This is a genomic window from Prevotella sp. HMSC073D09, assembly GCF_001814145.1.
Lineage (GTDB): Bacteria > Bacteroidota > Bacteroidia > Bacteroidales > Bacteroidaceae > Prevotella > Prevotella conceptionensis.
This window is the reverse complement of sequence record NZ_KV815125.1, coordinates 9,380-22,216: the sequence shown is the minus strand read 5'-3', so window position 1 is coordinate 22,216 and position 12,837 is coordinate 9,380. Positions and strand designations below refer to the sequence as shown.

The 12,837-nt window shown below is 46.4% G+C and carries 15 protein-coding genes and 1 pseudogene; 4 read left to right on the top strand and 12 right to left on the bottom strand.

Annotated elements, in window-relative coordinates:
- Window positions 1-457 precede the first annotated feature (457 nt).
- The 5 genes from HMPREF2955_RS11900 to HMPREF2955_RS11885 all read right to left on the bottom strand — a co-directional run bounded on the left by HMPREF2955_RS11900 (window position 458) and on the right by HMPREF2955_RS11885 (window position 4,250).
- Window positions 458-1,048 carry a hypothetical protein gene (locus HMPREF2955_RS11900; RefSeq protein ID WP_083317720.1) on the bottom strand — a complete coding sequence of 197 codons (591 nt, stop codon included), beginning with the start codon at window positions 1,046-1,048 and terminating at the stop codon, window positions 458-460.
- Window positions 1,011-1,166 carry a hypothetical protein gene (locus HMPREF2955_RS16905; protein WP_168166897.1) on the bottom strand — a complete coding sequence of 52 codons (156 nt, stop codon included), beginning with the start codon at window positions 1,164-1,166 and terminating at the stop codon, window positions 1,011-1,013. Before HMPREF2955_RS16905 ends, HMPREF2955_RS11900 begins: the two co-directional genes overlap by 38 nt.
- Window positions 1,167-1,277: 111 nt before the next feature.
- The gene (locus HMPREF2955_RS11895) at window positions 1,278-2,651 is read right to left on the bottom strand and encodes a patatin-like phospholipase family protein (RefSeq protein WP_070723679.1); all 1,374 of its coding nucleotides are present in this window, start codon (window positions 2,649-2,651) and stop codon (window positions 1,278-1,280) included.
- Between the two features lie 200 nt (window positions 2,652-2,851).
- Complete coding sequence (locus HMPREF2955_RS11890; protein ID WP_070723678.1) at window positions 2,852-3,142, bottom strand: DciA family protein; 291 nt, start codon at window positions 3,140-3,142, stop codon at window positions 2,852-2,854.
- Window positions 3,135-4,250, bottom strand: a complete 1,116-nt coding sequence (locus HMPREF2955_RS11885) for a DNA replication/repair protein RecF (protein ID WP_070723677.1) — start codon at window positions 4,248-4,250, stop codon at window positions 3,135-3,137. Before HMPREF2955_RS11885 ends, HMPREF2955_RS11890 begins: the two co-directional genes overlap by 8 nt.
- 145 nt (window positions 4,251-4,395) lie before the next feature.
- Between HMPREF2955_RS11885 and HMPREF2955_RS11880 the strand changes: the two genes are divergently transcribed.
- The 4 genes from HMPREF2955_RS11880 (at window position 4,396) to HMPREF2955_RS11865 (ending at window position 6,604) form a co-directional block, all read left to right on the top strand.
- Window positions 4,396-5,100 (top strand): tetratricopeptide repeat protein, encoded by a 705-nt coding sequence (locus HMPREF2955_RS11880; RefSeq protein WP_070723676.1) that lies wholly within the window; start codon window positions 4,396-4,398, stop codon window positions 5,098-5,100.
- On the top strand, window positions 5,100-5,576 hold the full coding sequence (gene ribH / locus HMPREF2955_RS11875; protein WP_009230207.1) for a 6,7-dimethyl-8-ribityllumazine synthase: 477 nt from the start codon (window positions 5,100-5,102) through the stop codon (window positions 5,574-5,576). The genes HMPREF2955_RS11880 and ribH overlap by 1 nt, the downstream gene beginning before the upstream one ends.
- A 99-nt stretch (window positions 5,577-5,675) precedes the next feature.
- The gene (locus HMPREF2955_RS11870; RefSeq protein WP_070723675.1) at window positions 5,676-6,173 is read left to right on the top strand and encodes a 3'-5' exonuclease; all 498 of its coding nucleotides are present in this window, start codon (window positions 5,676-5,678) and stop codon (window positions 6,171-6,173) included.
- Window positions 6,174-6,220: 47 nt separating this feature from the next.
- Entirely contained in the window at window positions 6,221-6,604 is a 384-nt protein-coding gene (locus HMPREF2955_RS11865; protein ID WP_070723674.1) for a hypothetical protein, read from the top strand.
- 144 nt (window positions 6,605-6,748) lie between these two features.
- Here HMPREF2955_RS11865 and HMPREF2955_RS11860 read toward each other — a convergent pair whose 3' ends face one another.
- From HMPREF2955_RS11860 to HMPREF2955_RS11830, 7 genes and pseudogenes are all read right to left on the bottom strand, one after another.
- Window positions 6,749-7,480 (bottom strand): acid phosphatase, encoded by a 732-nt coding sequence (locus tag HMPREF2955_RS11860; RefSeq protein WP_070723673.1) that lies wholly within the window; start codon window positions 7,478-7,480, stop codon window positions 6,749-6,751.
- A 23-nt stretch (window positions 7,481-7,503) separates the two neighbouring features.
- Window positions 7,504-8,079, bottom strand: a complete 576-nt coding sequence (purN, locus tag HMPREF2955_RS11855; protein ID WP_070723672.1) for a phosphoribosylglycinamide formyltransferase — start codon at window positions 8,077-8,079, stop codon at window positions 7,504-7,506.
- A 140-nt stretch (window positions 8,080-8,219) separates the two neighbouring features.
- On the bottom strand, window positions 8,220-8,633 hold the full coding sequence (locus HMPREF2955_RS11850) for an RNA-binding S4 domain-containing protein (RefSeq protein WP_009230202.1): 414 nt from the start codon (window positions 8,631-8,633) through the stop codon (window positions 8,220-8,222).
- A gap of 9 nt (window positions 8,634-8,642) precedes the next feature.
- On the bottom strand, window positions 8,643-9,212 hold the full coding sequence (gene pth / locus HMPREF2955_RS11845) for an aminoacyl-tRNA hydrolase (RefSeq protein WP_070723671.1): 570 nt from the start codon (window positions 9,210-9,212) through the stop codon (window positions 8,643-8,645).
- Window positions 9,213-9,244: 32 nt separating this feature from the next.
- Window positions 9,245-9,847, bottom strand: coding sequence for a 50S ribosomal protein L25/general stress protein Ctc (locus HMPREF2955_RS11840; RefSeq protein WP_019186965.1), 603 nt, complete (start codon window positions 9,845-9,847; stop codon window positions 9,245-9,247).
- Window positions 9,848-10,034: 187 nt separating this feature from the next.
- Window positions 10,035-10,685 carry a lipocalin-like domain-containing protein gene (locus HMPREF2955_RS11835; protein WP_083317718.1) on the bottom strand — a complete coding sequence of 217 codons (651 nt, stop codon included), beginning with the start codon at window positions 10,683-10,685 and terminating at the stop codon, window positions 10,035-10,037.
- Window positions 10,686-10,962: 277 nt separating this feature from the next.
- A pseudogene (locus tag HMPREF2955_RS11830) lies at window positions 10,963-11,250 on the bottom strand (four helix bundle suffix domain-containing protein); the annotation flags it as partial.
- Between the last annotated feature and the right edge of the window lie 1,587 nt (window positions 11,251-12,837).

The following is a 12,837-nucleotide window of genomic DNA, read 5'->3' as shown; positions in this document are numbered from 1 at the left end:
GGACGAAAAGGGCACTCATAATGTTAAATTTCTTACTAAAAACCATACAAAAGCAATCTATGGTAAACACGCGCGAGTGGGCAACGGCACGGAAAACATGTAGGTTTGCAACGACCAGCGCGAGCGGTTGCAGGGCATGCTGCTCACGGACAACGGTAACAGCATCATGCAAACGCAGAAGTAATCTGCCATTGGCAACCAATTCTCAACTTGTAGAGAATGCTTTTACAGCACAAAGATGGTGAACAACCCTCCATGTATAGAAATATCAGAAGTCAAGACGACTTCATATAAAATGTAACTAATTTCAATGTGGATGGGAAAGGAAAGATAAATGTATGTCATTTATGGCTGGTTCTAAAAAACCCCTTTGGCGGCTTTTAGAACCAGCCTACGCTAGATTTATGGAACAGACACCAGCCTGGTATGTGCCTGAATACACAATGAATCATACGTTTTATTTCATCCCATGCGAAATGCCATCTGTGATGATGCGTCCATTTCGTGCATCAATAATGGTATAGCGAGGGAGCGTTATGCGCGCGTTAAACCAGCTTATTTTCCAACAGGGGATGTTCGATTCGTTAATATATCGGTCTATGTTGGTACGCTCGTCATAAAGATCTATATTGCGTTTTTTAACAAAGTCCAAGACCTTTTGCCAAGAATAGTTCTTGTAAGGCTTGTCCATATCTGTTTCTTTGATGAGATAACCTTTCATATCATATTCTCTCCATATTCCACAATTAAAACTTTGATAATAATATTGACCAGACTCTTGAATGTTACCATTCATGAAATAACATCGATACTCACCAAACAGACTTCCTCTTTTCTGCTTTGTCTTAACATATCCAACTTCGGTTTTTGTCACAGTTATGACGTTTCCCGCAGAGTCCGTGTAGTTGCATTCACAGGGTGGATACATAAATTGTTCTTCGGGAAATTCCTGCTCTTCCTTTTTCCTATATTCAAGGAACCTTTTGTTGGCGTCAGCTGTATCGAGCTTTTCAAAACAACGAATATTGCTCCTCTTCTTTTTCGCCATTTTCTTTGGGGGCGTATGTGTCGTACACGCCACCAAGAAAACGCACATTAGCATTAAACACCTTACCATTTTCATGCGCATATATACTTAGATATACTATTTTTAAATGTTCATCCATTGGTATTCCATCTTGCGATGGTAGGTATTCCAATCCATATCCGAGTGACACATCATTTTATCTCATGAAACAGGATTGTACTAAAATCACGTTCATCCTAAGCCTATTAACTTACACTTGCTCTACCAACATCGGCAAATAAAGACGCGTTTGCAGTTCGGCAAGCCAAGCAGAATGGGCTATTAGGGCGTCTATATGCTCCGCAGAAAGAGCCACAAGACTAGTGCCAACACGCCGAGCCAAGTCTATGTTATCGGCACTAGGCACGCTTCCTTCAAACTTACTCCACCCCACACTGGCCTTAATGTGCTGCAAAATGGCCTTTTCTGCCTCGGTTCGTTGTGCGCCTTTTGCCTTCAAGCTTGCAACTTCTGCCTCGCTTATGCCGTGTGCCTGCCACACATCGGGATGTACATTGCCATTGCGAAGGTTGTTAACAAAGCCATGTAACGGACGTTCGCTGCAATCCCATTCAAGTGGCACGTAAGCAAAATGTTCCTTATTGGCAAAGCCTTCGTAAAGGTTGTCGCTGCGTTGCATCTTCTTTATGCGGTTCATCATCATACTAATGGTATTCATGGCGAGGTTAAAAAAGTGCGTGGTGCCTGCTACACTCACGCTGCCATTACCTGCATCGCTCACCACAATGTAGTCGCAACGAAAGCGGCTCTTGTCTTGACTTAGTTTGTGCGCCCCTTGATTGTCGTACACGCCACCATCAATCAGTTTGGGCGGTTCGGGCTTTTGTTCGCAATCTTCGTACTTGCCGCGCACAAAAGCCGCACCAATGGTTATCGGCGTAAAGCCGTATGGCACACACGAAGAGGCCATCACGGCGCGTGAAAGTGGAAAACCGTTAGCATCGAACATGGATTGTCCGTTGATGCGATAGGCATATTCGCCCATCATTCCGCGCGAAAAGGTGAATGGCAGCTGCGTGGCAAGGTTGGTGGAATTGATGCAAATCAAGGGTGTTTGGGGCAAGTCGGACAGTGTTTTGCGCTCGAAAAACACTTTATCGTAAAGCTTTGAAATAAGTTTGCTTGTGGGCAAGGCCGTAAACGAGTTCTTCAAGATACCTAAAAGCACAAAAACTAATGCGCATACGCCTACCAACGCGGCCACGCTACCTGCCCAAATGGGATGGTTAGGCCATAAAGTGCCCATCACTAGCGACGTGATATAGCCCAAGGCCACGGCGAAAGCAAGCACAAGAACGCCCAAAACACCTACATAAAGAAACGAAGACCAAAGCACACCACGCTGCAAACGCGCAATAAAACCTTGTTCAAATGTTTGGTAATCGTCTTTATGCAGGGCGTAATAGGCCGTAGTTATCGACCCGCCCGACACCGAAGAAATAACATCTACTTTGTTGAGGATGCCCAACTTGTGCAATGCCCGCAACGTTCCTACATGATAAGCAGCAGCACGATAGCCACCTCCCGATAGGGCTAAGCCTATTTTCTTTTTGTCTTTATTCATCGTTAGTTTTTATTAGGAGTAATCAAGGGATAGGTAGTAAAGGGAGTAAGGAGTAAAGGGAGTAAGAAGGTAAGCTAGTTAGGTGTAAAGCCAGTTAAACCTAGAACACCTAGAATACTTAGAAAGCCTAGAATATCTAGAAAACCTAGAACAACTAAAACAACCTAGCCTATCAGCAATCCGCCCCATCTTCTCCTCTTTTAAAACACTTTAATTTCAGTAATAACCAATGCCCCAACCTGTTCGTTTAGTCGTCGCATCAGTTGTGCTCGCATCATCGCAAGGTCTTGGCGAAGTGCAGGATTGGTTATCTTAACAAACAAGGTTTGGTTCTTAATGAACTTCTCTGTGGTGTAACGCGCCACCATAGCGCCTGCCACCGTCTCCCATGCGTCAATCAGTCGTTTCTGTTGTAAAGGCGTTTCAAGTCCTTCGTCACGCAGAAGTTTCATCAATATCTCGCCCAAAGGTTTCACATCGCGCCTAAACATTGTCGCCTCCTTTCTCGGTTATTTCCCCGTTTTCTACATAAAAAAGCTTATAATCAGTAGTTCCCGACTGCAATATGCGGTCTAGGTGCTCTCGGTTAGTGTCTGTTATGAATATTTGTCCGTAGCTATCGCCCGACACCAACTCCACAATACGCTCCACGCGTTGGCTATCCAGCTTGTCGAAGATGTCGTCGAGCAACAGCAATGGCGTGGTTTTAGATGCCGTTCGCTTTAAGAAATCGAACTGCGCAAGTTTCATCGCCAAGGCGTATGTTTTGCTCTGGCCCTGACTACCCTCGCGTTTTAGTTGGTAGCCATCAATCAACATCTCCAAATCATCGCGGTGAACGCCGTGCAAAGAGTAGCCAACAGCCCTATCCTTATGCCTGTCTTTGCGTATCACATCGAGCAAGTCGCCCCGCTGGCCATGCGAGATATAGCGCAGAGAGACACGTTCCGACCCACCCGAAATGCGCTCGTGAATGCTTTGGAACACAGGAATGAACTCTTCTACAAAGGCTGCGCGCTTGGCATATACCACTTTTCCTTGTGCCGCCATCTCCTCTTCCCACAGTTCCAGCAAAGCTAAGTCGGGTTCGGCCTCCATTCTTAGCAGGGCGTTTCGCTGTTGCAAAGCCTTATTACATCGGGTTAAAGCCTCGATATAGGTTGTGTCGTATTGTGCGATAACCATGTCCATCAGTCGCCTACGCTCCTCGCTGCCACCATCAATAAGTGCAGCATCGGCAGGCGAAACCAGCACCAAGGGTATCAACCCAATGTGCTGCGACAGTCGTTTGTAAGCCTTCTTGTTGCGTTTAAACTGCTTTTTCGACCCACGTTTCATGCCGCAATACACGTTTTCGGCCTCGCCAGCCTCGCTGGTATAGTCGCCCTCAAGCACAAAAAAGTCCTGCTCGTGGGTAATAAGCTGCGAATCAATGGGGTTGTACGCACTTCTGCAAAACGAAAGGTAGTACAACGCATCGAGAAAATTGGTCTTTCCCGACCCGTTATGCCCAATGAAACAATTGGTTTTGGGCGACAGCTGCAAGTTGACAGCACGCAGGTTTTTATAATTGATAATTGAAATGCTATTCAAAATCATAATCGAAACAAACAGTTAACTCTCTTGCAAAGTTACGCCATTTGGGTATGAAAAACGAAAAAAGTAGCTGATATGTTTCACTATATGCGAGAAAATCAGTAATTTTGCCCCACTTCTTAGAATAATAACAACGTTTAAATATATAATGGCAAACAAAAACAAACAAGGCGTTGCCGAAACTTTCGACGCATCGCAAAGCTCTGAGGCATTCTTCTCGAAGAACAAAAAAGTGATACTTGGCTCTGTTGCGGCCTTGGTTCTCATCGTGGCTGGCTTCTTCCTGTATAAGTCGCTCGTGGCTGGTCCACGCGAAGAAAAGGCTAGTACGGCCTTGGCCAAAGGGCAAGAATACTTTAATCAAGAGCAATTCGACAAGGCCCTGAACGGCGATGGAGCTGGTTATGTGGGTTTCGCACGCATTGCCGACGATTACAGCAGCACCGATGCAGGCAACTTGGCCAACCTGTATGCTGGCCTTTGCAATGCAAATCTCGATAAATGGGAAGCTGCAAAGAAGTTCCTCGACGCCTATTCGCCCGCCTCGGATGCTATGGTTAGCCCTGCTGCTGTTGCGGCTTTGGGCAACGCCTATGCACACCTTAACGACTTGGACAAGGCTGTTGACAATCTGAGAAAGGCTGCAAAGCTGGCCGACGGCAAAGACGCCGATGGCGCAAACAGCACGCTTTCGCCCCTGTTCCTTATCCAAGCAGGCGAAATCCTTGAGTCGCAAGGCAAGAAAGAAGAGGCTTTGGCCATCTACCAAGACATCAAGAAGAAGTATGTTAACTCCATACTCGTACAGAGTTCGGAGATTGACAAGTATGTGGAACGCGCATCAACGAAATAATGGCTACCGCATTACACAACCTTTCGGAATACGACCTGTCGAAAATTCCCGATGCCAGCAACATGTGTATCGGCATCGTGGTGTCTGAATGGAACCCCGAAGTGACGGGTGCTCTGCTAAACGGAGCCGTTCAAACACTAGAAAGGCATGGCGCATTGCCAGAGAACATACACGTAAAAACCGTTCCTGGCAGTTTCGAATTGGTTTATGGCGCACACCAAATGGTGCTTAACGGCGGCTATGATGCCGTTATCATACTGGGGTGCGTTATCAGAGGTGAGACTCCGCACTTCGATTACATTTGCCAAGGCGTTACATATGGCATTGCAAAACTCAACGCCACGAGCGAAATCCCCGTGGTGTATGGCTTGCTAACAACCAACGACCAGCAACAAGCACTTGACAGATGCGGTGGAAAATACGGCAACAAGGGCGACGAATGCGCCATTGTAGCCATAAAGATGGCTAAATTTTAAGGCCTCGTAAGTTAAAGCGAACCAACACAAGACAAAACAAATAGATATGGGCGGAACGTGGATTGTTCCGCCCATATCGTTATAAACACAGAGAAAACAATGAAAGATTTTGCCGCCATAGACTTCGAAACGGCCAACTTCAAAAGGGAAAGCGTGTGTAGTGTGGGCCTTGTGCTGGTGGAAGAAGGTAAGATTGTGGACAGCTATTACCATCTGATACAACCCACGCCCAACTATTTTGAAGAGCGGTGCGTTACCATTCACGGACTTACCACTGCCGATACAAATGGTCAGCCCACGTTTCCCGACGTGTGGGCAGAGATTGCTCCGCTGATACGCAACAAGCCGCTTGTGGCGCATAACAAGGCTTTCGATGAGTCGTGTCTTAAAGCGGCCTTCGCCGCCTACGACATGGAATATCCTGATTATCCCTTTTATTGCACGCTATTAACAGCACGTCGTAAGCTGAAAGAGGCAGGATTGGCCGATTTTAGACTTCCTACCGTGGCCAGCCATTGTGGTTACGAACTTGATATGCACCACCATGCCTTGGCCGATGCCGAGGCTTGTGCTGCCATTGCATTGAAAATACTCTGATTGGGAGCATCGTTCCCCCATCATTTACCCCATAAAATAAAGCACGAATGAAACTGCAACAACTTTTACAACGTTATCAATTCGACGACCTCATGCCCGTTGTCGCCGACATGTTCCCTGGCACTGGCAAGTTTCGCACCTCGCTCGAACAAGGCTATAACATCCTGATGAGCCTGAAACCCGTGGCCTCTAAGAAGAACATACGCTACCGAATAATGCCCGACCCCAACAGCGACGCATCCTTTATGGGTGCCGAAGATGCTGCTTTCGACACCACATGGGAGGTTTGCTTGGGCAAAGAGGTGGTGAAAGAAAAGGGCGTAGACCTAACCGACATCGAACTTGCGGCCAATTGCCTTGTTAATGTATGTCTCATCGGCCGACATCCCAAGGCCTTCGACGAGGCCTATCGCGCATTGAGCAAGGCGTAATTGCAGGCTGGTTAAGCCAAAGGGATTTTGTGTCAACTCCACAAACCTACATAAACAAAAGCTTTGCGGGGCATTTATGGTAGTTTATATCACTCGCCATAAACGCCCCGCAAGCGTATTTGTGCACCAAAGTGGTTTGCAAAACTACTTCTTTTTCAATCGTGCAAATTCCTTTTTAGCCTTGTCCAACTGCTTGCGAAAGGCCTCATCAGCATGCAGGCGAGCCACAGCAGCACTTGCAACAAGGCGTGCCGCATCTACATCACTCTGATAATGAAAGCCGGCAATCACCCTACTTTCGCCATATTCGTAGCCACGCACAAGTATCTCGTCTTGTCTTTCGGGGTTAATCTCGGCCAAAACCAAGGCCATAGCCCATCCACGAGCCGTATGACCAGAGGGGAAAGAGCCAGTATGGCGCAGTTCTTCCTCTTCGTGCGGCACGGCTGTACCTTCTCCAAACTGCACGTATGGGCGTTTGCGCATGTATTTCTTCTTCGCACTACGCACCGAAAGACTGCCATCGTTCTCCACACGCTCCATCAAATAGTGCAGTTCGGGCATCGTACTTTTGGTGATTGGCATGCCAAAGGCATCTGAAAAGCCATTAAGCACGGAGTCGATGTCAACAGACGCATCGTAAACGGCTTGCTTTCCACGCGCTGTATTGCGCATAGACTTACCCCATTGATAGCGATTAAAGTCGTTGAGGTATGCAATGCTCGACGTATCGGGCGGCGCGGGGATGAACTTTGTGGCATCCGCAAAATCCGTTTTATTTAGAAACGAAGGCCAACGATTAGCCTTTGACTTTTCTTGAGCGTTCAAACACAACGTGCCCCATAGGGCAACGAAGATAAAAGCTGTTCTCTTCATGATGGTTTTCCGTTAAGTGTAATCTATAAATTAGCCCTTTCCAACACCTGCGCAATAACTTCGGGAAAGTGAGCTTGCTCCAACTGGTGTACCTTCTCGGCAATATCGTCGGGCGTATCGCTGTCTGTTAAAGGCGTAGAATATTGTGCAACAATCTCGCCAGCATCGCAATCGTCGCTCACCCAATGGATGGTGATGCCCGTTTCTTTCTCTCCTGCGGCCTTCACCGCCTCGTGAACATGGTGCCCATACATGCCTTTCCCACCGAATTTTGGCAGCAAGGCGGGATGAATGTTGAGCATACGTTGGTGAAAAGCAGCGACAAGGAAGGGCGGAATCATCAATAAGAAACCAGCCAAGACGATGAAATTCACCTCGTGCGCTTTCAACAAGTCCATCACTTTGGTTTCATCGTTAAACTCGGCTTTGGTTAATACGGCCGTAGGAACATGGTGGTTCTTGGCCCTAATAAGGGCATAGGCGTCGGGTTTGTTGCTCAACACCAAGGCGACATGTACGTTGGCATCATCGGCAAAGTGCCTAATGATGTTCTCGCAGTTGGTTCCGCTGCCCGAAACAAAGATGGCAATGTTGGTCATAGGGTTTGTATATGCTTTATTGTTTACGTGGGTTAATGTGGTTGCCGCCGCAAAAGGCTGTAAGGAAAGATGGTGGTTGAAAGTCTGAACATACCTCCAAGTGATAGGAAATACCTGCTTACAATCTGTGTTGAATGAACTTATTCGTCGCCCTCGTCCTCATCGTCGAACCCAAACATCACGGGATCTACAAAGGCATCCAAGGCTCGACGTTCCTTTTTCGTTGGTCGACCCGTACCGTGCGCCCTATCTATAAAGCCACTGATGCGGCTCATCTGTAACAGTTCGTACTGCTTTGGGTCGGTAACGTTCTCGTAAATCTCCGGCAACAGCTTTGCTCCCACACGTTGTTCGATGGTTTTCAGCACCTTGAACGAGTAGGTTACGGGCGGCTTTTTCACGCTCACCACGTCGCCTTCCTTAATCGTTCGACTTGGTTTCAGGTTCACCCCATTAAGCGTTACGCGCCCGTTTTTGCAGGCATCGGCCGCTATCGAGCGAGTTTTAAATATCCGCGCGGCCCACAACCATTTGTCAATCCTTGCCTCGTTCATCGCCAAAAGTTATGCGTTCTTTTTGTTAAACTGGTTCATTGTAACCGTTATCCCAGCCAAGGCAAAGCTCTTGATAATCTCAATGCTGCGCTCAATGGCAGGCTCTAAGGCTTTAAGTTCCTCGTCATCGTATTCGCCCAACACCCAATCTACCTGTCCTCCGCGCGGAAATTCGTTGCCGATACCCACGCGCAATCGGGCATATTGCGGTCCGATAAGCTGCTGGATATGCCCCAACCCATTGTGTCCGCCATTGCTGCCATTGCCTTTCAGTCGCAAACGGCCAAGCGGCAGAGCCAAATCGTCTACCACAACGAGCAGGTGTTCTTGTGGAATATTCTCTTTATCGAGCCAATAACGCACGGCGTTTCCACTGAGATTCATAAACGTTGACGGCTTTAACAGAACCAACTTGCGACCTTTTACCATCGCAGAGCTGACAAAACCATAACGCTTATCCTCAAAAACAATATTGGACGCCTTTGCAAAAGCGTCCAATATCATAAATCCTGTATTGTGACGGGTTGCCTCGTATTCTCGTCCGGGGTTTCCCAAGCCTACAATTAAATATTTCTCCATTCAGAAAAGTGGTTTTCAATACCCACCGTTTTTTACTTACCTGCGGCAGCGGCAGCAGCGGCGGCAGCGGCAGCACGCGTCATCTTAACGGTGCAAACGATAACATCTTTCGGTGTTACCACTTCCAAACCTTCAAACGAAAGCTCGCCAGCCTTGATGCTCTTACCGATGGTCAGTGCGGTTACGTCAATGTCTAGCTTTTCAGGAATTTGCTTGTAAGGAGCCTTAACCATCAACTTACGGATAGAAAGGCTAAGACGTCCACCATCGCGAACACCCTGAGCCAAGCCCACGAGGTTAACGGGAATGCCGATAGCGATGCTCTTTTCTTCGTTGATTTCGTAGAAGTCTACGTGCAGCAGGGCATCCGTTACGGGGTGAAATTGCAGTTCCTTCATGATGGCAGTGTGTTTCTGGCCATCAATATCGAGGTTCACCACATAGATGTGGGGCGTATAAACCACCTTGCGAAGTTCGGCCATAGGCACAACGAACGAAAGAGCCTCAGGCAGACCGTCAGCGTTTTTCTTCTCGCCGTAAAGGTTACAAGGAATCAATCCTTCTTTTCTCATTTCCTTAGAAGCCTTCTTTCCCAGGTTGCTTCTGCTCTTACCTGCTACATTAATTTCTCTCATAATGTGTTACTCTAAATTAAGTTATTAAACAATTGTGCTTAATTCGCCATCACACGAAATATCAATTTCTTGATTGATGCGCCTTAAAAAGCGGTGCAAAGTTACGTCTTTTCTTTGAATTACGCAACGCATGGGTGTTAAAAGTGCACCTTTGGGGCGTGCGATTTAGCCCTTTTCGTTTCCTTGTTTACTTGCTTGCACGATTTAAACGCAGTCCGCAGAGCATGCCGTCCATACTTCCAAGCAGCGAAGTGGCGGTTTTCAGCGAGGCGTTTCCACTGAAACTGCCAATAGCTTTGAGGTAAGTGAGCATCTTCGAGGCATCCATCACGATGAGCAAGTCGTTGCCGTCTACCTGCGTTGTGCCAACAAGTTGTTTTATTTCGCCTGCATATTTCAGCACCACTTCTTTACCCTTGATGGTAAAAGTGCCGCGCAGACGTCGGCCAGCGATGGTTTGCGTAAAGCGCCCGTTGCGTGTAAAGGTCATTTTCATTGCCCCTTTGGTAATGCCCACCTTGTTAAGTTGCGTTTCAATGGTCTTCTCTATGGCACTCGATGCCAGCTTTCCGCCAGCCTTTTTCAGCAAGTTCTCGCTCATAAACACCACAGCGGGTTCGGTGTAAGTCCACTCGCCAACAAGATCGTCGATGGTAGCCACTTTCTTATCAGAGAAGATGGAGGTAATGCCCGAAAGCAAATCGTCGGTTGTTCCGCCATTCGATAATATGTCTGCACCGTTTTGCAGTATCTTTCCAAAATCGAATTGGGCGTAAGCTTTGTTGCCCATTAGCGACATGGCAGCAATGGCCATGCCCACAATCATTTTCTTATTCATTGTTATACCCTAATTTTTCGTAGTGCAAAGTTACGCAAAATTGTGAGAATACAAAATATGGGGATAATATTTATAGGGTAACTGGGAGGCCTAGAACAACTAGGATGCCTAGGATAACTAGGGTTACTGGGATGTCTAGAGAGCCTAGGATAACTAGAATAACTAGGATAACTAGGATAACTAGGAAGACTAGAAAGCCTACGATTACTAGGAAACCTAGGGCTACTAGGATACCTAGGATTACTAGGATACCTAGGATAACAAAAAAACTACCCCCTCACTCTTCTAGCTTTCGCATCTCCAACTCTGCTTTCAGCCTTTGCACTTCGGCCTTTAACTGTTCGTTTTCTATTTTCAGCCTTGCCGACAAATCGTCTTGAGCCTGCCTATACCCCGTGCGAGCAGCGTGCATACGTTCTTTTATGTCGCCCTGTTCCACAAACCGCTTCTCTAATACTTTCAGATAACTGCACATCATCTTATCCGTTATGTGGCAAAGCGTAAGCATCGTATTACAAAATTCCTCTGCCGGCCATTTGTCAGCGTAGGGCAAACAGCACTTAGCCATGCAGACATCAGTACAAAACACCTTGTAGTGTCTCAAAAAAGGCTTGTACTGACACTACAAAGTGCTTGAAACGCGAGTACAAGAGCCTTGTAGTGCGAGTACGAAGAGCCTTGTACGGACGCTACAACAAGATGCTTTTACAGGCTGTTTTTGTTGCAGATGATGCGTTGTTCATCAGGTGTTGTGTTCTAGCTAACGAACTAAACAAGGTGTAATCTACGCGTGTTGCTCTTGCGGCTTGGGTTGGTTGAGAAGTGCAAGAAGGGTGGGGTGGCAGGTATATAATCATACAACACGCAACCATACTCATATGATTTAGAGAGCGATAATGCAAATGTCTACGTCTTTCTGTTGTTAGAAGGCGTAGGCATTTGTTCGTTAAGCCGCAGGGATAATCTGTCGTTTTGTTGGAATAGCCTTTTGGCTTGTTTGGATAAGTCCCTTATTTCTGTGTTCACTCCTTGAAGTAGTCTTGACTTTTTATGTTCCTATAAATTAAGGGGAGCTTGTTCTCTCTGTGATGCCAACACAAGATAAACGCTCTTCTCACACACGAAGTACAGGACAAATCAGCCAATCAACTCATCAACTTATTAACTCATCAACTCAAAAACTCAAAAAACACCAGCACGTCAACTCAAAAAAAATCGAAAAATCTCCAACCCACTAGTTTTCCAACTCACCAACTTGAAAACTTAAATTATTATCTTTTATTTTACAATATCGCTCCAATTTTCGCTCCGTTCTAGCGAAAATATGAGCCATAAAGTAGGCAAATCGCCCCTATTTCTAGCTTTCCACTCCTTTTGTTTTGTCTGTTTTTAAGAGTAAAACCTGCATTTTGTACCATTTAGCCTTTCTAGATTGGTTGCCAGCTCGTATTTTTCTAAGCCCAATTACACGCTTTTAGCCCCTAAAATCCCACTTATTAACCACTATTTTGCCCTTTTCGGTCATGTTTTTAATGTTCCTAAAAGGTTTTGTTTATACAATTGGTGTGTATATTTATGCTTTTTGCCTTGCGTTTAGCACCTTTTTGCCTTGCATTTAGCACCATTTCGCCTGGTGTTTTGTACCAAAACGCATTGTATTTTGCACCAAAACGCAGTGCATTTTGCACCAAAATGCAGTGCATTTAGCACCAAAACACAGTATTTTTAGCGGCAAAACGCCCAAAATCTGGTGCAAATGGCGGTCTTTTTAAATAAAAATTCATTTCATCGCATTCACAAGCTACCCCCGTTTTACATCAAAAAAACCTTCGCGAGAATCTCGATTTTTTGCGGCAAGGTGAGCGGTTGGTGGACAAAAAGGGCACTCACAATGTTAAATTTATTGCTAAAAACTAGACAAAACGGTTATACCGTAAAAACGCGCGAGTGGGCAACGGCATCGAAAACATGTACGCTTGCGACGGCCAGCGCGAGCGGTTGCAGGGTATGCCACTTACATACTGCACCATGCAAACGCAGAAGTAATCTGCCATTGCAGCTGGGTTTCCAGCTTGTAGAGAGTGTATGGAACAACTTCCGCCAGACAGCCTTCTGAAATATAACCACGTTTTGCCACAAACAAATGGAGCCG

What these genes read in the sequence shown, in the direction of transcription:
- HMPREF2955_RS11895 (WP_070723679.1), bottom strand. Translation starts at nt 2,651, where the DNA reads ATGAATAAAGACAAAAAGAAAATAGGCTTAGCCCTATCGGGAGGTGGC.
- purN (WP_070723672.1), bottom strand. Translation starts at nt 8,079, where the DNA reads ATGACCAACATTGCCATCTTTGTTTCGGGCAGCGGAACCAACTGCGAG.
- HMPREF2955_RS11885 (WP_070723677.1), bottom strand. Translation starts at nt 4,250, where the DNA reads ATGATTTTGAATAGCATTTCAATTATCAATTATAAAAACCTGCGTGCT.
- pth (WP_070723671.1), bottom strand. Translation starts at nt 9,212, where the DNA reads ATGGAGAAATATTTAATTGTAGGCTTGGGAAACCCCGGACGAGAATAC.
- ribH (WP_009230207.1), top strand. Translation starts at nt 5,100, where the DNA reads ATGGCTACCGCATTACACAACCTTTCGGAATACGACCTGTCGAAAATT.
- HMPREF2955_RS11900 (WP_083317720.1), bottom strand. Translation starts at nt 1,048, where the DNA reads ATGGCGAAAAAGAAGAGGAGCAATATTCGTTGTTTTGAAAAGCTCGAT.
- HMPREF2955_RS11840 (WP_019186965.1), bottom strand. Translation starts at nt 9,847, where the DNA reads ATGAGAGAAATTAATGTAGCAGGTAAGAGCAGAAGCAACCTGGGAAAG.
- HMPREF2955_RS11850 (WP_009230202.1), bottom strand. Translation starts at nt 8,633, where the DNA reads ATGAACGAGGCAAGGATTGACAAATGGTTGTGGGCCGCGCGGATATTT.
- HMPREF2955_RS16905 (WP_168166897.1), bottom strand. Translation starts at nt 1,166, where the DNA reads ATGGATGAACATTTAAAAATAGTATATCTAAGTATATATGCGCATGAA.
- HMPREF2955_RS11870 (WP_070723675.1), top strand. Translation starts at nt 5,676, where the DNA reads ATGAAAGATTTTGCCGCCATAGACTTCGAAACGGCCAACTTCAAAAGG.
- HMPREF2955_RS11835 (WP_083317718.1), bottom strand. Translation starts at nt 10,685, where the DNA reads ATGAATAAGAAAATGATTGTGGGCATGGCCATTGCTGCCATGTCGCTA.
- HMPREF2955_RS11860 (WP_070723673.1), bottom strand. Translation starts at nt 7,480, where the DNA reads ATGAAGAGAACAGCTTTTATCTTCGTTGCCCTATGGGGCACGTTGTGT.
- HMPREF2955_RS11865 (WP_070723674.1), top strand. Translation starts at nt 6,221, where the DNA reads ATGAAACTGCAACAACTTTTACAACGTTATCAATTCGACGACCTCATG.
- HMPREF2955_RS11880 (WP_070723676.1), top strand. Translation starts at nt 4,396, where the DNA reads ATGGCAAACAAAAACAAACAAGGCGTTGCCGAAACTTTCGACGCATCG.
- HMPREF2955_RS11890 (WP_070723678.1), bottom strand. Translation starts at nt 3,142, where the DNA reads ATGTTTAGGCGCGATGTGAAACCTTTGGGCGAGATATTGATGAAACTT.